Origin of the sequence: Kribbella qitaiheensis, assembly GCF_042657745.1 — a bacterium.
In the GTDB taxonomy this organism is placed as follows: domain Bacteria; phylum Actinomycetota; class Actinomycetes; order Propionibacteriales; family Kribbellaceae; genus Kribbella; species Kribbella qitaiheensis.
In genome coordinates, this window is record NZ_JBHSKE010000069.1 from 1 (window position 1) to 25,044 (window position 25,044).

16 protein-coding genes are annotated in these 25,044 nt (G+C 68.7%); 4 read left to right on the top strand and 12 right to left on the bottom strand.

Annotation, left to right across the window (positions count from 1 at the left end; all coding sequences use genetic code 11):
* Positions 1 to 1,190: 1,190 nt before the first annotated feature.
* The 8 genes from ACFPJ1_RS37875 to ACFPJ1_RS37910 all read right to left on the bottom strand — a co-directional run bounded on the left by ACFPJ1_RS37875 (position 1,191) and on the right by ACFPJ1_RS37910 (position 15,380).
* Positions 1,191 to 2,192 carry a sugar phosphate isomerase/epimerase family protein gene (locus ACFPJ1_RS37875; RefSeq protein ID WP_380111140.1) on the bottom strand — a complete coding sequence of 334 codons (1,002 nt, stop codon included), beginning with the start codon at positions 2,190 to 2,192 and terminating at the stop codon, positions 1,191 to 1,193.
* A gap of 291 nt (positions 2,193 to 2,483) precedes the next feature.
* Positions 2,484 to 7,874, bottom strand: coding sequence for a ThuA domain-containing protein (locus ACFPJ1_RS37880; RefSeq protein WP_380111141.1), 5,391 nt, complete (start codon positions 7,872 to 7,874; stop codon positions 2,484 to 2,486).
* Positions 7,875 to 8,028: 154 nt separating this feature from the next.
* Complete coding sequence (gene xylA, locus ACFPJ1_RS37885; protein WP_380111142.1) at positions 8,029 to 9,189, bottom strand: xylose isomerase; 1,161 nt, start codon at positions 9,187 to 9,189, stop codon at positions 8,029 to 8,031.
* Positions 9,186 to 10,349, bottom strand: a complete 1,164-nt coding sequence (locus ACFPJ1_RS37890) for a Gfo/Idh/MocA family protein (RefSeq protein WP_380111143.1) — start codon at positions 10,347 to 10,349, stop codon at positions 9,186 to 9,188. Before ACFPJ1_RS37890 ends, xylA begins: the two co-directional genes overlap by 4 nt.
* 20 nt (positions 10,350 to 10,369) lie before the next feature.
* Complete coding sequence (locus ACFPJ1_RS37895) at positions 10,370 to 11,422, bottom strand: substrate-binding domain-containing protein (RefSeq protein ID WP_380111144.1); 1,053 nt, start codon at positions 11,420 to 11,422, stop codon at positions 10,370 to 10,372.
* A 60-nt stretch (positions 11,423 to 11,482) separates the two neighbouring features.
* A complete protein-coding gene (locus tag ACFPJ1_RS37900) occupies positions 11,483 to 12,598 on the bottom strand; it encodes an ABC transporter permease (protein ID WP_380111145.1) in 1,116 nt (371 codons plus the stop codon).
* A complete protein-coding gene (locus ACFPJ1_RS37905) occupies positions 12,598 to 14,103 on the bottom strand; it encodes a sugar ABC transporter ATP-binding protein (protein ID WP_380111147.1) in 1,506 nt (501 codons plus the stop codon). Before ACFPJ1_RS37905 ends, ACFPJ1_RS37900 begins: the two co-directional genes overlap by 1 nt.
* Positions 14,100 to 15,380, bottom strand: coding sequence for an ROK family transcriptional regulator (locus ACFPJ1_RS37910; RefSeq protein WP_380111148.1), 1,281 nt, complete (start codon positions 15,378 to 15,380; stop codon positions 14,100 to 14,102). The genes ACFPJ1_RS37905 and ACFPJ1_RS37910 overlap by 4 nt, the downstream gene beginning before the upstream one ends.
* A gap of 355 nt (positions 15,381 to 15,735) precedes the next feature.
* Here ACFPJ1_RS37910 and ACFPJ1_RS37915 point away from each other — a divergent pair, with 355 nt between their 5' ends.
* Both ACFPJ1_RS37915 and ACFPJ1_RS37920 read left to right on the top strand, forming a co-directional pair.
* The gene (locus ACFPJ1_RS37915) at positions 15,736 to 16,155 is read left to right on the top strand and encodes a glycoside hydrolase family 71/99 protein (RefSeq protein WP_380111149.1); all 420 of its coding nucleotides are present in this window, start codon (positions 15,736 to 15,738) and stop codon (positions 16,153 to 16,155) included.
* 252 nt (positions 16,156 to 16,407) lie between these two features.
* Positions 16,408 to 16,833 carry a hypothetical protein gene (locus ACFPJ1_RS37920; protein ID WP_380111150.1) on the top strand — a complete coding sequence of 142 codons (426 nt, stop codon included), beginning with the start codon at positions 16,408 to 16,410 and terminating at the stop codon, positions 16,831 to 16,833.
* Here the strand turns inward: ACFPJ1_RS37920 and ACFPJ1_RS37925 are convergent.
* From ACFPJ1_RS37925 to ACFPJ1_RS37935, 3 genes are all read right to left on the bottom strand, one after another.
* Positions 16,758 to 17,861 carry a hypothetical protein gene (locus tag ACFPJ1_RS37925; protein ID WP_380111151.1) on the bottom strand — a complete coding sequence of 368 codons (1,104 nt, stop codon included), beginning with the start codon at positions 17,859 to 17,861 and terminating at the stop codon, positions 16,758 to 16,760. The two genes, ACFPJ1_RS37920 and ACFPJ1_RS37925, sit on opposite strands and share 76 nt — an antisense overlap.
* 419 nt (positions 17,862 to 18,280) lie before the next feature.
* Positions 18,281 to 19,120 carry a dienelactone hydrolase family protein gene (locus ACFPJ1_RS37930; protein ID WP_380111152.1) on the bottom strand — a complete coding sequence of 280 codons (840 nt, stop codon included), beginning with the start codon at positions 19,118 to 19,120 and terminating at the stop codon, positions 18,281 to 18,283.
* Positions 19,121 to 19,251: 131 nt separating this feature from the next.
* Positions 19,252 to 19,596: a YciI family protein gene (locus ACFPJ1_RS37935; protein WP_380111153.1), complete on the bottom strand. Its 345-nt coding sequence runs from the start codon at positions 19,594 to 19,596 to the stop codon at positions 19,252 to 19,254.
* 167 nt (positions 19,597 to 19,763) lie between these two features.
* Between ACFPJ1_RS37935 and ACFPJ1_RS37940 the strand changes: the two genes are divergently transcribed.
* Positions 19,764 to 22,625 carry a S8 family serine peptidase gene (locus ACFPJ1_RS37940; protein WP_380111154.1) on the top strand — a complete coding sequence of 954 codons (2,862 nt, stop codon included), beginning with the start codon at positions 19,764 to 19,766 and terminating at the stop codon, positions 22,623 to 22,625.
* A 73-nt stretch (positions 22,626 to 22,698) separates the two neighbouring features.
* Here the strand turns inward: ACFPJ1_RS37940 and ACFPJ1_RS37945 are convergent, their stop codons facing one another.
* A complete protein-coding gene (locus ACFPJ1_RS37945; RefSeq protein ID WP_380111155.1) occupies positions 22,699 to 24,045 on the bottom strand; it encodes an amidohydrolase in 1,347 nt (448 codons plus the stop codon).
* Between the two features lie 127 nt (positions 24,046 to 24,172).
* Between ACFPJ1_RS37945 and ACFPJ1_RS37950 the strand changes: the two genes are divergently transcribed.
* On the top strand, positions 24,173 to 24,817 hold the full coding sequence (locus ACFPJ1_RS37950; protein WP_380111156.1) for an alpha-ketoglutarate-dependent dioxygenase AlkB: 645 nt from the start codon (positions 24,173 to 24,175) through the stop codon (positions 24,815 to 24,817).
* Positions 24,818 to 25,044: the final 227 nt, after the last annotated feature.

Consider the following 25,044-nt stretch of genomic DNA (forward strand, 5'->3'; position numbering starts at 1 on the left):
CCTTCAGGGATGACCCACACCACCCCGACCAGGGAAGGAACGCAGCTATCCCGGAGCCGCTGAGGGGTATGGCGACAAGGACCGGGAAGCTCCTCCGCCCAAACGCTCGGGGAATTGCTTGCACAGAAGCTCGGGGAGCTGCCCCGCCCCGGAATCTCGGGGTGTTCCTGTGCCCGGGGGCCGGGGACTCCCGAAACCGGCACCTTGTGCACCACCTGAGCAGATCTCGGCGCCCCGGGGCACTCAACCGGCGCACAAAGTGGGTCCTGGGACACCAAGGCGGGACCTCGGACACGAATAGGCCTGTCCCAGGTCCCCACCCGGTGTCCCAGGTCCCCACAACCGCACCGCCACCAGCCGTCACACCCCCCACAAGGTGTCCGCGGTCCCCGAAATCCCACCGCCACGGGCTGTCGGGGCCCCCGAAGGTGTCCGCGGTCCCCCCAACCGCACCCCGTCGGCCCGCGGGCCGACGATCGGCCTCCCGCTGACGGGGTGTTCGGCCGCTGGCGCCTAATAGGCCGCCAGTGGCCGAACACCATCCAGCGGACCCCGAAACGAACCACACGCCGCCGAACAACCCGCCCACCCGGCCAATAACCCGCCAGTGGTCGAACAACCCGGCAGTGGTCGAACAACCCGCCAGCGCCAGTCCCCGAATCGGCACAACCATTACCCGCCCAGGCGAATCCACCACCAACCGGGCGAAAACCCACGTCTGGGAGCCGCTGGCGTACCGACGGACAGGACGTGGTCGCCGCACAGACCACCCCCCGGGGTTCCTCACGCCTGGAACCTCCGCGACCACACCTGCACTACCTGTCGCTCGGTACACCCACCACCGAAAACATCACCCCGAGGCGGCTCAGACCCCTCCGCGGGATCCGCGTAGCTGCGTCCTTCCCTGGTCGGGATGGGGTGGGTCAAGAGTCGGAACTTGTTCCGATCCCGAAGGGACGCGAAGCGCTCTTGACGCACCCCATCCCGACTAGCACCATCACGCAGCGGAGACCGCGGAACCACCCGCACACATGCCAGCGGCAACCACCCGAAACCCAACGCCGCTGAACAACCCGCGCTCTGTCGGGGTGCACTACCCGCGCGTGATGTTCGCCGAACTAGCTCGCGCGGCTACCGACGTACCGGCGAGCCGGCGTGCTCACGTGTCGCGGGCTAACCCGAAGTGGTGGTTAGGAGGAGAAGGCTGCGTCGAAGGAGGCGGTGGGTGGGTCGAAGGCTAGGGTGCGGACGAATTGCAAGGCTTCGGCGGCGCCGACCAGGCGGTCCATGCCGGCGTCTTCCCATTCGACTGAGATCGGGCCGGTGTAGCCGATCGTGTTGAGCATTCGGAAGCAGGCCTCCCAGGGGACGTCGCCGTGCCCGGTGGAGACGAAGTCCCAACCGCGGCGGGGGTCGCCCCAGGCGAGGTGGGAACCCATCCTGCCGTTGCGGCCGTTGCCGACCTGGCGTTTCGCGTCCTTGCAGTCGACGTGGTAGATGCGGTCCTTGAAGTCCCAGAGGAAGCCGACCGGGTCGAGGTCCTGCCAGACGAAGTGGCTCGGGTCCCAGTTCAGGCCGAACGCCTCGCGGTGACCGATCGCCTCCAGGGTCGCGGTGGTCGACCAGTAGTCGTACGCGATCTCCGACGGGTGCACCTCGTGCGCGAACTTCACGCCAACCTCGTCGAACACGTCGAGGATCGGGTTCCACCGGTCCGCGAAGTCGCGGTACCCGGCCTCGATCATGGCCGGCGGCACCGGCGGGAACATCGCCACCGTCTTCCAGATCGACGACCCGGTGAAGCCGACCACGACATCGACGCCGAGCCGGCGGGCCGCCCGGGCGGTGGTCGCCATCTCCTCGGCCGCGCGTTGCCGCACGCCCTCGGGGTCGCCGTCGCCCCAGATGTGAGCGGGCAGGATCGCCTGGTGCCGCTGGTCGATCGGGTCGTCGCAGACCGCCTGGCCGAGCAGGTGGTTCGAGATCGTCCAGACCTTCAGGTTGTACTTCTCCAGGACGTCCAGCCGGTTCTGCACGTAGGCGTCGTCCTCGGCGGCCTTGCGGACATCGAGATGATCACCCCAGCAGGCGATCTCCAGCCCGTCGTACCCCCATTCGGAGGCCAGCCGGGCCACCTCCTCGAACGGCAGGTCGGCCCACTGGCCGGTGAACAAGGTGATCGGTCGAGCCATGACGGTCTACTCCTTCTCGAGCGTGCTGCAGAACAAAGCGTTCTGCTGAACAAGGGTTCTGCTGAACGAGAGTGCTGCCGTACTGCGTGGTGGTGCCCCCGGCGCCGCGGCCGGAGCGCAGGTCGCGACGCCGGGGGCGAGGACCGGCGGACCGGTCCTCCGCCGACCGCGCGAGATCGCTCTCCCGGATCCCGGGGCGGGGCCGAACCGCCCCGGGGCACGGAAGCTCCCGCACGCCTCTCCGCGTCGGACAGGATGCGATCTCGCACGGTGACGTCTCCATCGGTCGGATCAGAGCGCCCTCTTCAGGTCCTGACCGACGGCGGTCAACAGCGTCCGGGCCGGTACGTCGGACACCGTGCGCGCCTTGGCGATGAACAGATCCAGGGCGACGGCGGCGACGAGGTCATGGCCGCGGCGTTGCTGTTGTTCGGCGAGGCCGAGCTGGACCGTCATCACCGTGGCGGTGGCCAACGGCACCGTCCTGGCGACCCGATACCGCTCGACCAACTTGGTCGCCTCCGCGTAGGAGGCGAAGACCGTGAACGGAACCTTCGTCACGGACGTGTTGCCGGCCTTGTCCTTGGCCGTCGCGACCAGCTCATGTGCTCCCAGCCCGAGCAAGGCGCCGTCCAACTTGCCGGTGGCGGCCACCGGCTCCCCGTCGACGGTCAGCGTCACCGAGCCGACCCCGGAGAGCGCGTCCGTGGCGGTAGCCGCTACGTTCACAGCACTCGCCACTCCGAGCTTCCCGCCACTAGCCAAGCCGGTGACCGCCGCCTTCGGAGCGGTGCGATCGACCTTGACGGTGACGGACTCCGGCGCGGACACGTTGCCCGCGGTGTCACTCGCCCGGACCTGGACCGTGTGCGTCCCGTCCGCCGAGAACGTGATCGGAGTCGTGTACTCGGCCCAGTCCCCGTCGCCGATCTTCTGCTCCAGGTAGAGCTGCCCGGGCTGGTCGTCGGTCGCCATCGCCGTCGCGACGACCGCGTCCGTCCACCAGCCGTTCTGACCCGACGGAGCCGACGGGTTCACCGACAGGTTCACCTGCGGCGCGACCGTGTCCCGGACCAGCTTGAAGTAGTCGAACTTCGCCGTCTTCGAAGCGACCTGGTCGACCCCGAAGGCGTAGATCCCGAAGCTCGCTGAGCTCAGCGCGGTGTTGGTGACCGCAGGGAGCGCTGTCCAGGCCAGACCGTCCGCGCTGTACGACCCGGTGAAGGTCGTCCCACTCTTCGCCAGTCGCAGGTACCAGACACCCTGGGTGGGTGCAGGTGAGGCGTTCGGCGCCGGTTGCACGATGGCGTTGCCGACCTCGCTGCGCAGCTCGATCTCCCGCGTCACGGTGCCTCCCGAGGCGTTCGTGGTGAGGAAGTCCAGCTTCACGTAGTTCGCGTCGTCGCCGTAGACCATCAGGCCGCCCTGCTGGTAGGCCTCGTTGAAGGCGGACCCGTCCACCTTCGTCTCGATGGTCCAGTCACCATCCGGCGCCGGCTGGAGCAACAGGTTCCGGGGGTTCGTCGCCGTGCCCTGGTAGATGTCGCCCTTGCTGGTGTCGATCTCGATAGCTCCGCCCGTCACTCGGTACGCCGTCGGGTCGGGCCGCACGCTCGCGGACCACCGGCAGGCGTCGAGCGCAGTACCGTCGAACTGGTCCTCCGGGGCCGGCACCTCGGCGGTGTCATCCGGGGTGATGGTGAAGTAGTCGAACTGCGCGGACAACGGCAACGCCTCGGTCCGGTTCGCCAGCCCGAACAGCCCGATCTTCGGGTTCGAGATGCCGGCCAGCTGCTTCGTCTCGGGCATGTCGGTGAACGTCGCCCCGTCAGCGCTGTACGCCGCCCGCAGGTTCGCCCCGTCGCTGCTGAACCGCACCCACACCGTGTCCGGGTACGCCGCGCCCAGGTTGGCGGTGTTCGACGCGGCCACCTCGTTCGGCGTACCGGCTTCCTCCCGGATGAACTGGAAGATCCGGTCGGCCGCCGACGGTGCACCGGTCGAGCGTCCCTGCAGCACCATCTTCGCGTAGTTGTCGTCGTCGCCGTAGACGATCAACCCGGCCTGCTGATAGGCGAGCCGGGCCGGCAGGGTCAGCTTGGCCGTGGCCTGCCAGGCACCTGCGGGTAGCGGCTGGAGCACGATGTTCGGCGTGCCCGTGTTGCCGGTGCCGTAGATGTCGGTCGCGGTCAGCGGCAGCACCAGGTCACCGTTGCTGACGGCAAGCTCCTGGTTGCCTCTGACAATGGAATCCCAGCGGCCGGTGTCGACCGCCGTACCCTCGAAGCCGTCCGATCGACCGGTCAGGCAGGTTGGCGGAGCGGTGGCGTCCACCTTCACCTGGACGGTCGAAGTACCTGAGGCTCCGCGGGCGTCCGTCACCGTGGCGGTCGCGATGTGAGTCCCGGACGTGGTGTAGGTGTGGCTCACGGAGGCACCGGTCGCGGTGGCGCCGTCACCGAAGCTCCACGTGTAAGACAGTGGCAGGTCGCCTTCGGGATCGGTCGCCGCGGCGGTGAAGTCGACCTTCAACGGCGCCTTGCCCTGCACGGGTGTCGCCGTGATGGTGACCACCGGACGCTGGTTCTCTGTCACGCCCTTGCCGATGAACTTCACCCAGTTGACGTTCAGCTGCCCGGTCGTCTTGACGAAGTACAGCGGGCCGCTCGCCAACGTCGCCCCACTGACCGGCGCGGTGAAGTTGGCGTACGTCTGCCAGGCACCCGTCGGTGTCACCTGGATCGTCGCGACGATCGGGCCGTCGGTCGGCGAACCGGTCCGCACCTGGACTGTGGCACCCGCGTCAGGCGAGGCGGCACGCAACTGGATCTGGTCGATCGCGGTCAGGTTGGTCGGCTTCCAGCCCCACCAGTCGCCGTCCTCGATGAACCCGATGTTCTTCCCACCACCGGCGACATCACCGGTGTCCTCAACCTGTACTCCGGGTGTCGACCCCGGGCCACCGGTCTCGTCGAAGTACTCCGCCTCCCGGGTCTTGGGCTGCAACTGGACCACCTTCTGCGTGGTGATCCGGCCAGAGCCCGGTGCGCCCTTGTCTGTGTAGGTGACGGTCACGATGCCGAAGATGTTCGCCCCGACATGGCCCTCGTCACCCGGCAGCGGGAATGTCCCCTCGCAGCCGTGGTACTGCTCGTAGCCGTGCGCGTGCTCGTCATGGCCGAGGGCCGGCTGGGTGATCACGTCGTTGCAGTCGACCGTGCCGTCCTCGGGATCGGCGACGGTGACCTTGTACTTGATCGTGTCGCCGAAGTCGAAGAACCCGCCGTCGAGCGGTGCCTCCACCGTGATCGTCGGCGCGGTGTTCCCGGCCGTGATCGTGCGGTTCGAGACGGCCGTCCGGCCATCGGTGTCGGTGACCGTCAGCCGTGCCGTGAAGACGCCGGCCGCCGTGTAGGTGTGCGACGGCTTGGCCTCGGCGCTGTCCGTCGTCCCGTTGCCGTCGAAATCCCAGGCCAAGGTGATCGGCTGGCCGTCCGGATCACGCGATCCGGTCGAGTCGAAGGCCACTGTCAGTGGCACCGGTCCCGAGGTCTTGTCCGTGCTGAACTGCGCGATCGGCGCACGGTTTCCTTGCACATAGTCGATCCGGTAGATGCCCGAGTCCGCGTTGTTCCCGCCGAACCCGCTCCCCCACTCGATCACGTAGAGCGCGCCGTCCGGCCCGAACTGCAGCGCGTGCGGCCGGATGAAGTTCATCTCCTGCAGCATCCGCGAGACGTCCGCGACCTTCGTCCGGTCGTCGCTCAACTGCACCGAGAACAACCGGCTGTCGTTCCAGTCGGCCCAGACCGCCTTGCCGTCGAAGTACTTCGGCCACTTCCGGTCCGAGTCGCTGTCCGGGTCGAACTTGTACGCGCCACTCGTCATCGGCGCGCCACTGCCGCCCACCTCCGGCACACCCGTGGTCGACTTGCCCATCCACAGGTTCGCGGGGATCGCCGCCGGCAACTGGGTGAGACCGGTGTTGTTCGGCGAGTTGTTCACCGGCGCCGCGCAGTTGAACGTCGCGCCCGACGTACCGGTCTCGAAGTTGTAGTCGTTGTACGGCGTGTTGTTGCCGACGCAGTACGGCCAGCCGTAGAAGCCCGGCTTGTCCAGGATGTTCCACTCGACCCGGCCGTCGGGTCCCCGCGTCGGGCTGACCTGGCCGGCGTCCGGCCCGTAGTCCGCGACGAACAGGTGGTCGGTGGTCGGGTCGATACCGATCCGGAACGGGTTCCGGAAGCCCATCGCGTAGATCTCCGGCCGAGTCTTCTCCGTCCCCGACGGGAACAGGTTCCCGGCCGGAACGGTGTAGCTGCCGTCGGCCTCCGGGTGGATCCGGAGCACCTTGCCGTTCAGGTTGTTGCTGTTGGCGGCGCTGCGCTGGGAGTCCCAGGCCGCGCGACCGGCCCGCTCGTCGAGCGGCGAGTAACCGTCGGAGTCGAACGGGTTGCTGTTGTCACCGGTGGCGATGAAAAGGTTGCCCTGGCCATCGAACTCGAGCGCGCCACCCGCGTGGCAACACTGGTCCCGCTGGGTGTCGACCCGCAGTACCTGCTTCTCACTCGTCAGGTCGAGCGTGTCGCCATTCATTTTGAACCGGGAGACCCGATCGAAGGGCTCGGTTCCGCCCGGCGAGTAATACAGATAGACGAAGCCGTTCTGCGCGAACGCCGGATCGAGCGCGATGCCGAGCAGGCCGAACTCCTGGCCGGTGTAGACGTTCAAGGTGCCGGCGGTCAGGACGGTGCCGTCGGTCTTGACGATCTTCACCGCGCCGTTGCGGTCGATGTAGAACACCCGGCCGTCGGCCGCGATGGCCAGTTCCATCGGGTTGGACGTGTCGTCGTCCAGGGTGACCTTCTGGTAACTGTCGCTCAGCGAGGCGCCGCAGTCGGCCGGCTCCACCCCGGCCGCGGTCTTGATGCCGCCGAGCAGGTGGTTGCGGAACACCGGGTCGGCGTACGACTCGATGGTGTGGCCCATGCCGGTGTACCAGGCGCGGCCGCCCTCGTAGTCCTGGCACCACGCGATCGGGTGCTCCGGGCCCATGTTGCCGCCCGTGTACGTCGTCTCGTCGAGCGAGGCGAGCACGTGCACGGCGCCGCGCGGGTTGGTCCGGTAGTTGTACCACTCGTCCGTCCGCGGCCAGGTGGTCGGCGCTCCCGCGGTCGACGGGTGCGCGTGGTCCTCCACCTTCACGGTCGCGTTCGGCGTACCGGCCGGGTGGCTGTCGAAGTAGCTCCCGACGAGCTTGCCGTACCAGGGCCAGTCGTACTCCGTGTCCGAGGCGGCGTGCACCCCGGCGTACCCACCACCGGCGCGGATGTAGCGCTCGAACGCCGCCTGCTGGTCGGCGTTGAGCACGTCACCGGTGGTGGACAGCCAGATCACCACCTCGTACTTCGCGAGTTCGGTGTCGTTGAACATCGCCGCGTCCTCGGTCGCGGTGACGGTGAAGCCGTTCGCGGTGGCCAGGTCCTTGATCGCCTGGATCCCGGCCGGGATCGAGTCGTGCCGGAACCCGGCGGTCTTGCTGAAGACCAGCGCGTTCAAGGTCTCGTCCCCGTGCCCCGGGTGGGCTCGGGCGGTGGTCGCGGTCAGAGGGATCGCCAGCGCGGCGATCAGGGCGAGCACGAGGGCACGGATCAGAGTTCCGTGCCTGCGTAGCTGGATCATCGGGAGCTCCTCATGGGTCGGATAAGGTGCGCGCTCCATCTGTCCCGTGCGGCTGCACGAGTCCCGGGGCGGGTCCCCGGACGTCGGCCCTGGTGGTGCTGTTCAGCTACTGCTTTCCCGTGCTCTGCCCTGCCCGGGACTCCTCACCTACTGGTCAGCGGACTCCGAGAAGGTGGTCCATGGCGAGCTGGTCCAGACGCTCGAACCCGAGACCGCGAGCGGCCAGGGCCTCGGGGTCGTACGTTGCCTTGCGCAACTCGTCGAGCGTCTCGCCGGCGCCCAGCGTGGGCTGCGAGAGCTCACCGACCCGTGCCGCGGCGAGCGCCTCGGCAACCTCCGGATCAGCCCGGAACGCCTGCACCTTCTCGCGCAGGATCAGGTAGTTGCGCATACAGCCGCGCGCGGTCTCCCAGACTCCCTCGAGGTCCTCGGTGCGCGGCGGCTTGTAGTCGAAGTGCACGTAGCCGTCGTAGCCCGGTCCACCCGCGGTGCCCTGCAGCACGTCGACCGTCCAGAACGCCTCACGCAGGTTGCCGGCGCCGAAGCGCAGGTCCTGGTCGAACCGGGGGCCGTGCTGACCGTTCAGGTCGATGTGGAACAGCTTGCCGTGCCACAACGCCTGGGCGATCCCGTGCGCGTAGTTGAGCCCGGCCATCTGCTCGTGACCGACCTCGGGGTTGATGCCGACCAGGTCGGGGTCGTCGAGCCCGTTGATGAACGAGATCGCGTGCCCGATGGTCGGCAGCAGGATGTCGCCGCGGGGCTCGTTCGGCTTCGGCTCGATCGCGAAGCGCAGGTCGTAGCCCCGCTCCCTCACGTAGGCGCAGAGCAGGTCCATCGACTCCTTGTACCGGTCGAGGGCCGCGTGCACATCCTTCGAACCACCCGACTCCGCACCTTCGCGGCCGCCCCACAGCACGTACGTCTTGGCGCCGAGCTCGGCGGCCAGGTCGACGTTGCGGAGCACCTTCGACAGCGCGTACCGGCGTACGTCGCGGTCGTTGGCGGTCAGGCCACCGTCCTTGAAGACCGGGTGGCTGAACAGGTTGGTGGTCGCCATCTCGACGACGAGTCCGGTGTCCCCGAGCGCCTTGGTGAACCGCTCGAGCACCTGCTGGCGGCGGCTGTCGTCCGGGACCAGGTCGTCGTCGTGGAAGGACACCGCGGCGGCGCCCAGCTCGGCGAGCTTCTCCACCGCCAGGACCGGGTCGAGCGGCGCGCGGACCGCCGTACCGAAGACGTCCACGCCCTCCCAGCCGACGGTCCACAGGCCGAAGGAGAACTTGTCGTCTTTCGAGGGGGTGTAGGGACTCATTCAGGAATCTCCTGCCATTGTCGGGAGGCCGAGCTGTCCTCGACCGCGGCCAGCACCCGCTGGACCTGCAGTCCGTCGGCGAACGAGGGCGCCGGATCCTTGCCCTCGGCGATCGCGCCGACCAGGTCGACCACTTGGTGGGTGAAACCGTGCTCGTACCCGAGCAGGTGACCGGGCGGCCACCAGGCGGCGACGTACGGGTGCACCGCCTCGGTGGCGAGGATCCGCCGGAAACCCGCCGTCAGCGGATCCTCGGTGGCGTCGTAGAAATGCAGCTCGTTCATGTCCTCGAAGTCGAACGCGAGGCTGCCAAGGCTGCCGTTGATCTCGATCCGGATCGCGTTCTTGCGCCCGGTCGCGAACCGGGTCGCCTCGAACACACCGAGCGCGCCGGAGCCGAAGCGGGCCAGGAAGATCGCCGCGTCGTCGACCGTGACCGGACCCCGTTCGGTGCCTGCCTCGCCAGACAGTCCGCTGTGCGCGGCGGCGACCGGGCGCTCCTTGACGAACGTCTCCAGCAGCCCGCTCACCTCGGCGATCCGGTCGCCGGTGATGTACTGCGTGAGGTCGACGATGTGCGCGCCGATGTCACCGAGCGCGCCGGACCCGGCCTTCTCCTTGTCCAGCCGCCACGACAGCGGCGCCTCCGGGTCCGCGATCCAGTCCTGCAGGTACTGCGCCCGCACGTGCCGGACGGTACCGATCTTGCCGGCGGCAACGAGCTGCCGGGCCAGACCGATCGCCGGCACCCGCCGGTAGGTGAACCCGACCATCGACCTGACGCCCTTGGCCGCCGCGTCCGCCGCCGCGGCGGCCATCGCCTCCGCTTCGGCGACCGTGTTGGCCAGGGGCTTCTCGCAGAGCACGTGCTTGCCCGCCTGGAGCGCGGCGATCGCGATCTCGGCGTGGCTGTCCCCCGGCGTGCAGACGTCGATCAGTTGCACGTCGTCGCGGGTGAGCAGCTTGCGCCAGTCGGTCTCGGTGGCGCTCCAGCCGAGCTTCTTCGCGGCGGCCCGGACCGCCTCCGCGTTCCGCCCGCACAGCACGTTCATCGTGGGGTCCAGCGGCAGGTCGAAGAACCGCGGCGCGCTCCGCCAGGCCTGCGAGTGGGCCGCGCCCATGAAGGCGTACCCGATCAGGCCGATGCCCAGGTTCGTCATACAGGTTTCTCCTCAGTGGCTCAGGACTCGAAGGCGGTCGGCAGGTACTGGTCGACGTTGTCCTTGGTGACGACCGGCGCGTACAGCTGCACGGTGCGCGGCACCTCGACCTCCACCAGGTCGCTGAGGGACTTCTGCTGCACCAGCAGGCGGGCCAGCTTGAGGCCGTCGGCGCCCTGCGTGGACGGGTAGATGACGGTTGCCTTCAGCAGCGTGTTGCCGGCCTTGATGTCACGCATCACGTTGGCCGAGCCGGCCCCGCCGACCACGAAGAACTCCTTGCGACCGGAGTTCTTGATGGCGGCCATCACGCCGACACCCTGGTCGTCGTCGTGGTTCCAGATCGCGTCGATCTTCGGCGCCGCCTGCAGCAGGTTGGCGGCCGCCTTCTCACCGGACTCGACGGTGAACTCCGCCGCCACCCGGTTGTTGACCTTCAGCCCGCAGTCGGCGAGCGCTTCCTTGAACCCGGCGCTACGGGCCTGGGTCAGCGGCAGCGAGTCGATACCAGCGATCTCGGCGATCACCGCGTCCTTCTTGCCTTTCATCTCCTGGCAGATGTAAGTGCCCGCGGAGACGCCCATTCCCTTGTTGTCGCCGAGCACGGTGGTCCGGGCCGCGAAGGTGCTGTCGAACTCGCGGTCGACGTTCACCACCGTGATGCCGGCCTCCATCGCCTTGATCGCCACCGGGGTGAGCGCGGCGCCGTCGAACGGCAGCAGCACGATCGCGTCGACCTTGTCGTTGATGAAGGTCTCGACCTGGCTGATCTGCAGGTTCACGTCGTTGGTGCCCTCGGCCACGACCAGCTCGACGTCGGAGTACTTCTTCGCCTCCTCCTGGGTCGCCTTCGTGATCGCGCCCATCCAGCCGTGGTCGGCGGCCGGCGCGGAGAAGCCGATCTTCACCTTCTTGCCGGGCTCGTCGTTGCCACCGGCGGCGACCGCCTGGGTCGCGTTGTTGTCGGTGGTCTTCTCGGCTTCCGGGGTGTTGCTGGTGCAGGCGATCAACGCCATCGAACTGAGCCCGACGAGGCCTGCGGTGAGCAGCACTCGGGCGGAACGTACGGACATCTTGTCCTCCAAAAGATGGTGTTTCTACAGGGGTGTTGCCAGTGCGGTTGGTGCGGACAGCTAGGGCGCGGTGGCGCGGGCGGCCAGGCGTTGCTGGAGGAGGACCGCGATCACGATGATCAGGCCCTTCGCCACCGACTGGGCGGAGATGGACAGGTTGTTCAGGGTGAAGACGTTGTTCAGGGTGGTGAAGATGAGCACGCCGAACACGGTGCCGACGATGGTGCCGCGACCGCCGGACAGCAGCGTGCCGCCGATCACCACGGCCGCGATCGCGTCCAGCTCGTAGAGCTGGCCGTGGGTGGCGCTACCGGTCGTCGTCCGCGCCATCAGCATCACTGCGGCGATGCCGCAGCAAAGCCCGCACAGCACGTAGAGAGCGACCGTGTGCCGCTGGACCTTGATACCGGCCAGCCGCGCCGCCTCGGCGTTGCCGCCGACGGCGAAGGTACGGCGGCCGAAGGTGGTCCGGTTGAGCAGCACCCAGCCGGCCGCTGCGACGAGGACGAACATCCAGACCAGCACCGGGATGCCGATCAGCGAACCGCCGAAGAAGTCCACGAACGAGTTCACGCTGATGATCTGGGTCTTGCGGTCGGCCAGGATCTCGGCCAGACCCCGGGCGCCGGCCAGCATCGCCAGCGTCGCTATGAACGGCACTATCTTGCCGTAGGCAATCAGTAGCCCGTTCACCAGTCCACATGCGGCGCCCACCAGCAGCGCGGTACTGACCATGAAGATCCAGTGGTAGTCGGTGGCCAGCTGCTGGGTGGCCAGCGTGGTCGCCCAGACCGAGGCGAGCGCGACCATCGCGCCGACCGACAGGTCGATGCCGCCACCGGTGATCACGAACGTCATGCCGATGCTGACCACGCCGATCACCGCGGCGAGGCGGAGGATCGTCAGCAGGTTGGCGGTGCTGGCGAACCGGTCACCGGCCGTGGCGACGCCGACGATGCAGAGCAGGACCAGCGCGATCACCAGACCCACGTTGCGGCCGGCACCGCTCTTGAGCAGGTTGACCACGACGTTCCCGCCGCCGCTGTCGCCGCCCGACCGGCCGTTGCGTGGCGCGGTCTCGGTCGGGTCGACCTCGATCATCGCCTGCCCCGACGGGGTCGGCACGTCTTGCGGTTGGTCCTTCGTTGCCTGGGGTCGTGCGACTTCCTCACTCATCACACGGCACTTCCTTCCATCACCAGGTCGAGGACCCGGTGCTCGTCGATGTCTTGCGCGGGACCGGTGTGCACGGCCCGCCCCTCCCGCATCACCACGACCCGGTCGGCCAGACCGAGCACTTCCTCGACCTCGCTGGAGACCAGCACGATCGCGACTCCGTTGGCGGCCAGTTTGCGCACCAGCCCGTAGATCTCGGAGCGCGCTCCCACGTCGACTCCCCGGGTGGGCTCGTCCAGCAGCAGCACCCGGCAGTCCCGGAGCAGCCAGCGAGCCAGCACGACCTTCTGCTGGTTGCCACCGGACAGGTTGCGCACGGGATGTTCCACCCCGGCCGGGCGGACGTCCAGCGCCTTGGTGAGCTCCTCGGCCGCTTCCTTCTCGGCCCGTCCGTTGAGGAAGCCGCCGCTGGCGAACCGCCCCATGCTCGACACGGTGATGTTCTTGTAGACCGCTTCGTCGAGCAGCAGAGCCTGGCTCTTGCGCTCTTCCGGAGCAAGCCCGACCCCCGCCTTCACGGACTCCTGGACCCGTCCCGCTCGCAGCAACTTCCCGTCCACTCGTACGACGCCGGTCGCGGCCCGGCGAGCGCCGTACACGGTCTCGAGGATTTCGGAACGACCGGAGCCGACGAGTCCCGCGAGGCCGACGATCTCGCCCGCCCGTACGGCGAAACTGATGTCGGCGAACTCCCTCGGCCGGGACAGGTTCTCCACCTCGAGGACGACCGGCGCGTCGGCCGGCAGCTCCTGCCGCGGCGGGAAGACGTACTCGATCGAGCGGCCGGTCATCAGCCGGATCAGCTCGGAGGTCGGGGTCTGGCGCGCGTCCAGTCCGGTGGCGACCGTGGCGCCGTCCTTCAGCACGGTGACCCGGTCACCGATCTGGCGGATCTCCTCGAGCCGGTGCGAGATGTAGACGACGGCCACGCCCCGCGAGGTGAGGTCGCGGATCACTCGGAACAGGTTGTCGACCTCTTCGGAGTCGAGCACCGCGGACGGCTCGTCCATCACGATCAGCTGCGCCTCACGGGAGAGCGCTCTGGCCATGCTCACCACCTGCTGGCCAGCCGCGGAGAGCAGTCCGACCGTGCGGCCCGGCGGGATCTCACCGTGGCCGAGGCCCTTGAGTAGTTCGCGCGCCTTGGTGTTCGCCTCGTGCCGGCGGGTCAGCCCGAACCGGGCCGGCTCATGGCCGAGGAACACGTTCTCGGCGACGGTGAGGTCGGGAACGAGGTCGAGCTCCTGGTAGATCGCCGCGATGCCGAGGCGCATCGAGTCCGTCGGGCTGTTCAGCGAGACCAACTGGTCATTGACGTGGATGGTGCCGGCGTCGGGCTGGTGCGCGCCGGTGAGCACACGGATCAGGGTCGACTTGCCGGCGCCGTTCTGGCCGAGGAGGCAGTGCACCTCGCCCCGGCGGACGTCGAGGTCGACGCCGTCGAGCGCCCGGACCCCGGGGAACTCCTTGACGATCCCGGTCATCCGCAGCAGTTCGTCACTCATTGGGCTACTCCTGCCGCGTCGCGACCGACCAGCGTCGGGTCGAGGAAAACCTGGTCCAGCGAGATCTGCGCGCCACCACGCACCGCGGCGGCGAAGCCGAGCTCCGACTGCACCACCCGGCAACCACCGCCGTCCGGAGCGATCACGCGCTCGCGGATCGCGCTCTCCAGCGGTTCTTTCAGCCACGGCCCGAGGACGGCGAAGTAGCCGCCCAGCACGAGCACGTCAGGGTTCAGGATGTTCACCAGGATCGCTCCCCCAATTCCCAGCCAGGTACCTACATCTGCCAACGCCCGCAGCGTCCGGGCACCCCCGGCCTCGGCCCGCCGGGTGATCTCCGCCAGTCGCTGCTCCACGTCGAGCGACGGGTCGCGGACCGGGTCGTCCGCATCGGTCGCCTTGTTCAGCAGGGCCGTCAGGCCGACGACGGTCTCCCAGCAACCGGTCCGGCCGCAGCCGCAGGTGCCGCCGACCGGGGCGACCGGCATGTGCCCGACCTCGCCGCTGAACCCGTGGCCGCCGCGCAGCAGGTGTCCGCCGGTGACCATGCCACCGCCGACGCCGACCGCGCCGGTCAGCAGCACGAGGTCCTCGACCTTGCCGTCGGGGTCGCCCTTCAGCTCCGAGTACGCCGCCAGCGCGGCCAGGTTCGCCTCGTTGTCCACCCGCACCTTGTACGGCGGGCCGCCGAGGCGAGCGCGCATCTCCTCGACCACCGGGACCTCTTTCCAGCCGAGGTTCGGGGCCAGCTTGAGGGAGCCGGTGGTGCTCTGGACCAACCCGGGCACGGCCAGGGTGACACCGGCCGTCTGGCCACCTCGGGCGACCACGGCCGCCACTGCTTCGCGGATCAGCTCAGCCAGGTGGTCGAGCGTCGTACCGGGGTCCAGGTGGGCAACGTCGAGGGGGACGCGGCGCTCGGTCACGGTCTCGCCGCTGAGGTCGAGAGCGGTGACGGCGAGGTAGTCGACGTTGATCTCGGCGCCGACGCCGCAGACGCTGCGGCCGTCGAGCTCGACCAGTTGGCCGGGCCGGCCGAGAGCGCCGCGCTCGGACTCGGCCTGACCTTCGCGGAGCAGCCCGCGCTCGACGAGTTCGGCGACGAGGCTGCTGACGGTGGCCTTGTTGAGGCCGGTGTCCGCGGCGATCCGGGCGCGAGAGCGCGATCCGTTCTCCCGGACGTGCCGCAGGACGACGGAGAGGTTGTTGCGGCGGAGCGACACGTGATCGGCCGCGACGACCCCGCGGCCCGGACGACTGCCACCGGTCAGCGTCATCAGCCCCACCCCCTTCTCCCCCGACAGGAGAACGGCATCCCCGCACGCCGCCTCAAGAGGCCCCTCGGCGTGGTTGTGATGCCAGTCACAGACTTTGTCTGTTGAGCCAACAAACTAAGTACCCGGGCACACTGCGTCAAGACGTTGCGAGCAAGTTTCTTCAGATCACCGCGAGATTGCGGCTAAGCGTGAAGTGCTTCCGCTCCCGGCTTGGGGAACGCTCTCTGTGAGCTCTCGATCGTGATTTTGCAATTTCAAGTCCAAGTCTTGCGCTGCGCGCTTGCCTCCCGGAGCGACGGTTTGTACGCTCGGCGCCACTCTCCGCAGTCCTGCCCGCCCCTTCCGGAGCCTGCACATGTCAGTTTCACGTCGCACTTTCCTGGCCGCGTCCGCGGCCACCGCGGCTGCCGGAACCACCGTCGGCACCGCTCTCACCACCTCTCTCACCGCCTCCGCCAGACCCGTCGCGAGTCCGCCCGGGGACGTGGTCGGCAAGATCACCGTCGGGTATCAGGGCTGGTTCGCCTGCGCCGGCGACGGCGCCCCGATCAACGGCTGGTGGCACTGGAGCAACAACTGGGGTCAGCCCCCGTCGCCGACCAACAACGCGCTCGGCAGCTGGCCCGACGTCCGCGACTACACCGCCACCTACCAGACGGCGTACTCGAACCTCGGGAACGGGCAACCCGCCAAGCTGTTCTCGTCGTACGACCAGCAGACGGTCAACACGCACTTCCGATGGATGCAGCAGAACGGCTGCGACACGGCGACCTGATGTGGAGGCAGTTCTACAACCTCACCCGGGTCGGCGTGCAGGGCATGTACATCTCGATGTTCGACGAGTACAACGAGGGCAACCAGATCGCCAAGACCGCCGAGAGTTCGGCCTGGATCCCCAACGGGTCAGGGATCCGGGCGCTCGACGAGGACGGCACGGCCTGTTCGTCGGACTACTACCTGCGGCTCACCAACGACGGCGGGCGGATGTTCAAGGGGCAGCTCCCGGTGACCGCGACCCACCCCGCCGATGCCACCCCAGGGCAGCGGTGGCGTGGTCTTCTTCGAGCACGTCGACTACGGCGGCACGGCCGGGCAGGCGCTTGCCAAGGGCAACTACACCCGTGCGCAGCTGCAGGCCGCCGGCGTACAGGACAACTGGGCGTCGTCGGTCCGCGTTCCGGCCGGGTGGACGGTCACGATCTACGCGGAGGACAACCTCACCGGGCAGTCTTGGACCCGCACCGCGGACACCCCGAACTTCGTCGCCCTCTCCCCCAACGCCAACGACCACCTGACCTCCTGCCGTATCCAGTCGACGCAGAGACGCCGGTTCCATCCCCTGGCGGAGGTGGAACCGGCGTCTCAAGCCTTGCTGAGCTACAGCAGTTCGAGGCTGTCCGAGGCGAGGGTGATGACGGCGCCGTCGAGGTGTAGGCGGCACGCGATGGCGTGACCGGAGCACGTCAGCAGGGCCGGGCCCACGGCGTCGACAACCCGATAGGCGACGGGCTGTGTGCACTGCTCGACGACGTCCTCGTTCTCGCGGTAGCAGCCGAGAACGCGGCAGGTGACCGTCTCACCGACGCTCATCAGGCTGAGGCCGTGCTCGGGGCAGATGCCCCAGGTCACACCGCAGGCCTGGCCCTCGCTGGCGGCGAGACGGATCAGGTTGCCGGCCGTCGTCTCCAGTTCGCTCGCGACCGTGCGGAACGTGTCCGCCGCCTCGTCGAGGTCACGCCGGAACTGCCGGGACGCCACCGACTCGGGCAAGCCCTGGGTGGCTGCGTGCAGCCCCTCGGACAAGGCCATCGCCGCGACGGCGATCTCGTCCACCCGGACCGGCGTACCGAATCCGGCGCGGGCCTGCGGGTCGCGGACCTGCCCGTTCCCGCCGTTCATCCCGTTCTGCGCCATTCCGGGCAAGTTCTGCGCCGGCCCGTTCCGCGGCATTCCGGGCAAGTTCTGCGCCGGCCCGTTCTGCCTGGGTCCGCTCTGCCCGGTCCCGTTCTGCGCCGGCCCGGTCTGGGCTGGTCCGTTCTGACCGGGGTTCTGGCCGGTCCCGTTCTGACCCGGACCGTTCTGGCCGGTGCCGTTCTGGCCGGTGCCGTTCTGGGCTGGTCCGTGCGGTCCGTGGCCGTTCTGGCCCGGTGCGCCTGCCGGCCTGCCCTGGCCCGGCGCGCCTTCGCGCGGGGTCGCTGCGAGCTGACCTCGGCCGTTCTGGCCGCCTGCCGCGGCACCACCCGGATCCTTGGGACCGGGCGTGCCGTTGGATCCGGGGCGGCCGTTCTGCCCCGGCGTCGATACTCCGTTGCCAGCGAACACGTCTTCTGAGTGACCATTCCTGCCGGTAGCGTGATCAGCCGGGCCGTCCTCGGGGTCCCGGTCTGCTTGGTCCGCGCCTGCCTCGTCGACCGCACCGTTCGCCGTCCAGGAACTACGTTCTGTTCCGGTCCTGTGGTTCGCCCGCTTGGTCTTCGCCATTCGCAGCCCCCTGATACTTAGCTCCCCGGTGGCCGATGGTGCCATGTCCGCGGGGGGTGCGGCCAGAGCAAATCACCGGACGTCACACAGGGCTGAACAAGCCTTGCGCAGAGCAACGATTCGGACGGTTCTGCCGCCGAATGCCCGCCCCAGAGCAACAACAACCAGTCCTAACCCGAGCCAGTGCCCTTCCCTTCCCCGGCCGAATCACACGGGCCGAATTCCATACGCCGACTTAACACTCCGCAGCCGAGCGTGAGGATGCGTCACAGTGCGTCCGCATCCGACTACAGCTCGACCTCACTTGAACTGCCCAGTAACAAAGGGGCCCCAGATCCCTTCAGTACAAGGACTTCGGCCAACAGTACGACGGACCGGCCGGACGCGGGACCCGATGTCCACAGCTGGTGCCAGGTGGGTCAGATGATGTGACTGGGGTCCAGGGGCGGGGTGGGGCCGGTGAGGTGGGTGCGGAGGAAGGCGACCACGCGGTTACGGGCGTCCAGGGCCGGGTTGGGGGGATCCTCACGAACCTCGCCGGTGAGAACGGAGTGAGCGCTCTTCCGGAAGCCGCCCGGGTTGCCGGGGCCGGAGTCGAGCTCGATCACCTCGAAGGCGTCGCCGAGATGTTCGCGCAGGGTGGCGAACCGCTCGTCCGGAACCGCCCGGTCCGCGCTGAAGCGCAGGCCGAGAACGCAGAGCCCGTCCGTGCGAGAGCGCTCCACCACCCGCTCGAGCTCGCCCCAGGAGACCCCTGGGTCGCGGCGCCGCCTCGCCCCCACCGGGAACGGTGTGGCCGGCTGGCTCAGCACCGGCGCGAGGACGGCCTCGTCCACCGCCGTCGCTAGCGCGAATCCCCCGGTGAAACACATCCCGATCACGCCGACGCCGGGTCCCGGCGTACGGGTGGCCAGGTCGGCGGCGACGGCTCGCAGGTACGCCGTGATCGGGCGGTGGGCGTTGACCGCGAATGCGCGGAACTCGGTCGAGACGCAGAGCCGTGGCATGACCCGGGCCACCGCGCCCAGCGACTCCGGCCGCCCGGGCTCACCGAAAGGGGACGGGATCACCACTGTGAAGCCCTCGTCGACCAGGTGATCGCCGAGCCCGAGCACGTACGGGGTGATGCCGGGGATCTCCGGGATCAGCACGACGCCCGGTCCCGAGCCTTTCTCGTAGCAGTCGTAGGTCAGGCCCGCACCGCTGAAGGGCGCCCGCCGCCAGCCGGTCAGATCGGAACTCGGTGCGGAACCGGTCATCTCGGGATCTCCTCGCCGTCGCGGATCAACCAGCCTAGGACGCGAAGAGGCCGCCGACCGGATGTTGAGGCGCGCCCCGCCGTACAGCGCGGGGGCGCGCCCGCCGTGCGACCTCGCGCGAGGGATCGGGACTACGCCTCGAAGTCCTCCTCCAAGGCGCGGATCTCGACCATGCCGATCGCCGCCACGGGGTGCTTGGAGGCGATCTCGATCGCCTCGTCGAGGTCCCGGCAGTCGATCAGGTCGAAGCCGCCCATCTGCTCCTTGGACTCGGCGAACGGCCCGTCGGTGGCGATCACCTTGCGGCCCCGCCGGCGGACCCCGGTCGCCTCGGCCGGCGGCCGCAGCGCCGCGCCCTGCTGCCGCACGCCCCGCTCCGTCATCTCGGCCACCCAGGCCCGCGTCGCCGCGACCATCTCCTCCGGCACCTCGCCGTCGAAGTCGACCTCCGGCCGGATCAGCAGCATGTACTTCATACGAACTCCCTCGTAGTCGCGCGGAAACCCCACCCAGCAAGGGCGGTCCACGGAAGTGACGTCGAGGCCGGGTTGCAGCTTTTGACATCAGGATCGGGTTGCGGACTTGCCGCTCGCATCTGACATACTCCGGCCCTCTGTCTCATCAAGACCCTTGGGGGGGTCCCTTGTTGTTCCGCCCTGCCCACGTACTGCGCCTCGGCATCCCCGCCGCCCTGGTAGCAGCCACCCTCATCACCGTGACCGGCTCCTCCGGCCAGGCCGCCCAGCCTGAGCCGAAGCAGCGCAAGTTCTCCACGGGAATCCAGTCCACTCCGGCCTACGAGCCGAACTCGGTCGTCGTCAAGTTCCGCGACAAGGCCACCACCACGGCCCGCAAGCAGGCACTCAGCAAGCACGCGGGCAAGGCCGCCACCTCGGTCACGTCCGATGTGGTCGAGGTGACCGGCTCGGTGCCCGCGCCCGACCTGCTGAAGAAGCTGAAGTCCGAGCCCAGCGTCGAACTGGCGTCGCTCAACTACACCCGTAAGGCCAGCGCGGTACCGAACGACGACGCGTACGCGCAGGGCGTCCAGCGGTACCTGTCGACCGTACGGATGCCCCAGGCCTGGGACCTCTCGAAGACCGCCGGCCTCCAGACGGTCGCAGTATTGGACACCGGTGTCGACGCCGGTCACCCGGATCTCGTCGGCCGCACCGTGCCCGGCTACAACACGATCAACCCGGGCACGACGCCGAACGACGACAACTTCCACGGCACGTTCGTGTCCGGCATCATCGCCGCCAACACGAACAACACCGAGGGCATAGCCGGAGTCGCCTGGAACGCCAAGGTGATGCCGGTCAAGGTGCTCGACCAGTTCGGCACCGGCAGCGATGCCGACATCGTCACGGGCATCAACTGGGCGGTCGCCCACGGCGCACGGGTGATCAACCTGTCCCTCGGCGGCCCCGGCGACGATCCGGTACTGCGCGACGCGGTGGCCAACGCCGTCGCCCAGGGCGTCGTGGTGGTGGTGTCGGCCGGCAACAGCGGCGACGACGAGCCGCAGTACCCGGCCGCCTACCCGGAGGCGCTGACCGTCGGCGCGACCAACGACAGCGCCGTGACCACTAGCTTCAGCTCGCACGCGGACTGGGTCGACATCTCAGCCCCCGGCTACAACATCGTCAGCACCGGGCCGAGGTTCCTCGACCCGAGCTTCCCGTACTGGCAGGGCAGCGGCACGTCGTTCTCGGCCCCGATCGTGTCGGGCGTCGCCGCGCTGGTGCGGAACAAGTACCCGACCCTCACGGCGGCCCAGGTGGTGGCCCGGCTCAAGGCCACCGCCCGTGACGCCGGCCCGCGCGGCATCGACCCGTACTACGGCGCCGGCATCCTCGACGCGTACGCCGCTCTGGGTGGCCCGTGGACGGCGGACTTCGCGCAGGCGACCGCGGACGGGAACGACTTTCCGGCCCGGGCGACCGCGCTGACCGGTAGCTCGGTCTCCGCCGCGATCGGCGCCGAGGGTGACGTCGACTGGTACAAGGTCGACTCCGCCGCCGCGCGCAACGTGACGGTGAAGGTCTCCGGCCCGCTGTACGACTCGGTGGACTTCGCGCAGAACTTCGGCCCGGTCGTGTTCGTCTACGACCAGAACTTCCAGCAGATCGGCTTCGCCGAGAAGCCGCGGCCGGACGAGGACGCGGACGGCTACGAGATCCCGGGGATCCAGTCGGCCTCGACCAACGTCAGCCTCCCGGCCGGAGCGGCCTACATCTCGGTCCGCAACTACAACGGGTCGCGGGACAGCCGTCAGTACACGCTGACCGTCAACCCGTCCGGTGTGGGTGGCCCCGGTGCGTCCGACCCCAGTCTCCTGGTGAAGGACGCCTCGGTTCCGGACTTCACGGTGAACGTGGCACAGAACGTGGCGCCGTCGATCACCTTCACGCAGGAACTGGCGCCCGCCACTGTCACCACCGACACGGTCCGCCTCTACAACGGGAAGACCGGGGCGGCCGTCGCCGTCACGCCCTCCTACGACGCCGCGACCAACAAGGTCACCCTCACGCCGGCGAGCCCGCTGGTCGAGACGACGGCGTACCGGATCCGGCTGAGCGGCGTGCAGAACCCGGCCGGCACCACCATCGCGCCGTTCACGACCACGTTCCGCACCGTCGACCTGGTGCCGCCGGCGGCCGGGACGTTCGACGCGACGGGCGCCTACCTGGCGGCCACCCTGAGCTGGAAGATCCCGGCCATTCCGGACTTCGACCAGGTGGTGGTGCGGCGCAACGTCGGGAGCAAGGCGCCGACGTTGACCACCGGGACGCTGGTCTACGCGGGGACCGGCACGACGGTGAAGAACACCGGGCTGTTGCAGGGGACGACATACACGTTCGCTGCCTGGGTCAAGGATCGTGGTGGCAAGGTCAGCGCGATCGCGACGACTCAGCTGCTCGGGATGAAGTCGGCGATCAGCACGAACGCGTCGCTGACCAACTACGGCGGCGCGATCACGCTGAAGGGCAGCGTGATCCGGATCGACAACAAGGCGTACGCCGGGTTGCCGGTGGCGGTCTACGTGCGGCCGAAGAACGTGTCCACCTTCAAGCTGCTCACCACCCTCAAGACCGGGACGACCGGCAGCGTGAGCTACGCGTACAAGCCGGCGGTGTCGTCGGTGTTCGCGATGGCGTTCCTCGGCAACGGGGATCTGATGGGCACCCGGACCGCCAACATCACGGTCGAGGTGAAGCCGATCGTGTCGGCGACGCTCGCACCGGCGGCGATCAAGCTCGGGGCGACCACCAGGCTGTCCGGCACGATCAACCCGGCGCATTCCGGCCGGCTGGTCTACCTGCAGCAGTACGGGAACAAGGTCTGGACGACGATCGCGTCGGTCAAGCAGACCTCGACGGGCTACTACGCCTTCGGCATCAAGCCCAAGGCCCGTGGGCTGGTCGCGTACCGGGTCGTGTTCACGGCCGATGCCGACCACGCGCAGTCCATCAGTGCGAACAAGACGCTCAGCGTGAGCTGATCGCCAGTTGGTAAGCCACGTGCCCCCGGCCAGTTCGGTCGGGGGCACGTCGGCGTTCAGGGCACGTTGGCGTTCAGGGGGCGTAATGCTGGACCGCGCCGCCCTTGGAGAGGTCGACCAGGGTGTGTGCCAGGTCCCATGCGTCGTCGAGGATCTCGTCCAGGTCGGCAGTGGTCAGCCGTCGATTGCGGACGACGACGTTTCCGTCGACCAGCACCGTGACGACGTCCGAAGCGCGGATTGAGTAGACAAGCGCCGCCCTCGGGTCGTGGAGGGGCTGGCAGTGCGGCCCGGACAGGTCCACCAGCGCGATGTCTGCTCGGCGCCCGACCTCGAGCGCGCCGATGCTGTCGGCGAGGCCGGCCGCGGCTGCTCCGCCTCGGGTTGCCAAGCGAAGCGTGTCCGAGGTCGTCATCCACTCGGCGTCCTGCTCGCGCTGCTTCTGAGTCAATGCCACCAGACGCAGGGATTCCCAGACATCGAGCGTGTTGTGGACGGCGGCTCCGTCTGTACCTACTCCGACGGGGATACCCACGGACTGCAGGAACTTGATCGGCGTGGTCGTGCCCATCGCCAGTTTGAGGTAGACCTTCGGGCACGCGGCGACCGCAGTACGGTCCGCGAAGTTCCTCAGCAAGGCGCGGTCGGTGTCGACGATCCCGCAGCCGTGGGCGATCAGCGTGCCGGCCTCCAGTACTCCGGTCCGCGCGAGCACCTGGATCGGGGTCAGCCCGCGCTTCTCCCGCGAGGCACCTGTCTGGTCCTCGGTCTCCGCCGCGTGCAGGTGGATGCGGAACCCCTCGGCGCGCGCGACTTCCGTAGTACGGGCGAGGTCTTCGTCGGACACCGTGTACGTCGCGTGCGGTCCGAGGCTGGCGGTGATCCGTCCCTGGGCGGCCGTCTCCCCGAACGCGCGGATCTCCCGCGCGGCGGCGAAGGCGGCCTCGCGGCCTTCGTCCCCGGTGGAAGAGAAGAAGGTGGGCGCGAGGTCGGCGCGGATCCCGGTCTCCAGTGCCGCCTCGGCGATCTGGTCGGCGTGGAAGTAGTGGTCGACGAAGGTCGTCACGCCGGCGAGCAACATCTCCGCGCACGCGAGCCGGGCGCCGACCCGGACCCGTTCGGGCGTCAGGTTCACCTCCATCGGCCAGATCTTCTTGTTGAACCAGTCGTCGATCGACACGTCCTCGGCCGCGCCGCGCATCATCACCATCGGGCTGTGCGTGTGCGAGTTGATCAGCCCCGGTACGGCGACCAGGCCGCTCGCGTCGACCACCTCACCTTCGGCCGGCAGTTCACCGGTCGGCGTGATGGCGGTGATGGCACCGTCCTCGACATGGATGTCCCGCGCCTCTTCGACGTGACACTCCCCCGCCTCCGGCACCACCAGTACCGAACAGCCACTGATCACCAGACCCGCCATCAAACCTCCAACTCAGCGCTTTCCTTCAGTCTCTCCATCCCGAGGGTTCACCTTCTCCACGTTGGCGCTCAGGATGGTCGGTGGATTGATGGGAACAGGTGTTCGAGTGCAGTGTATGGTGGGGTTCATGGGTGCTGACCTTCAGGCCTCGTTGCTGGATGCGTTCGAGGATCCCGCGCTGGGTTCGCTGGGCGGAATGCAGCGGACAGAGTTGAGCCGGGGCGCGTGGATCGATGTGTTGCCGGGGTGGTTGACCGGCGCGGACCAGGTGTACGAGCGCCTCGCCGCGGATGTGCCGTGGCACGAGGAACGCCGGCAGATGTACGACCGGATGGTCGACGTACCGCGGCTGCTCTGCTTCTACGGCGAGAACGAAGACCTTCCACTGCCGATCCTCGACGAGGCGCGTGACCTGCTCAGCGAGTACTACGCGGAGGAGTTGGGCGAGCAGTTCCGGACCGCCGGGCTGTGCTTCTACCGGGACGGGCGGGACAGCGTCGCCTGGCACGGCGACCGGATCGGGCGGGGTAACCGCGAGGACACCATGGTCGCGATCCTGTCCGTCGGAGAACCCCGCGTCCTCGCCCTCCGCCCCCGCCCGGGCAACACCAGCGGACCGGTGGGCACCACCATCCGGCATCCCCTCGGCCACGGCGACCTGATCGTCATGGGCGGCTCCTGCCAACGCACCTGGGAACACGCCATCCCCAAAGCCTCCGGCCGCATCGGCCCCCGCATCAGCATCCAGTTCCGCCCAACCGGCGTCCGCTGATCGCACCCCAGCCCTCAGCAGATCGCGCTGGCGGGGTTGCCGGGCGGGGTTGTCGGGCGGGGTTGTTGTGCTGGAGGTGCCTTCGGCTGTGGTGGTGGGTGTGGTCGGGATCCCGCGCGGAGGGCTGAGCTGGTTCGGGTGGCGTTTCCAGGGTCGCCGTGTACCGAGCGACAGACACCCCAGGTGTTAAGGGTGTCAAGCGGCGGTGGTTTGGGTGCGGTGTGCCC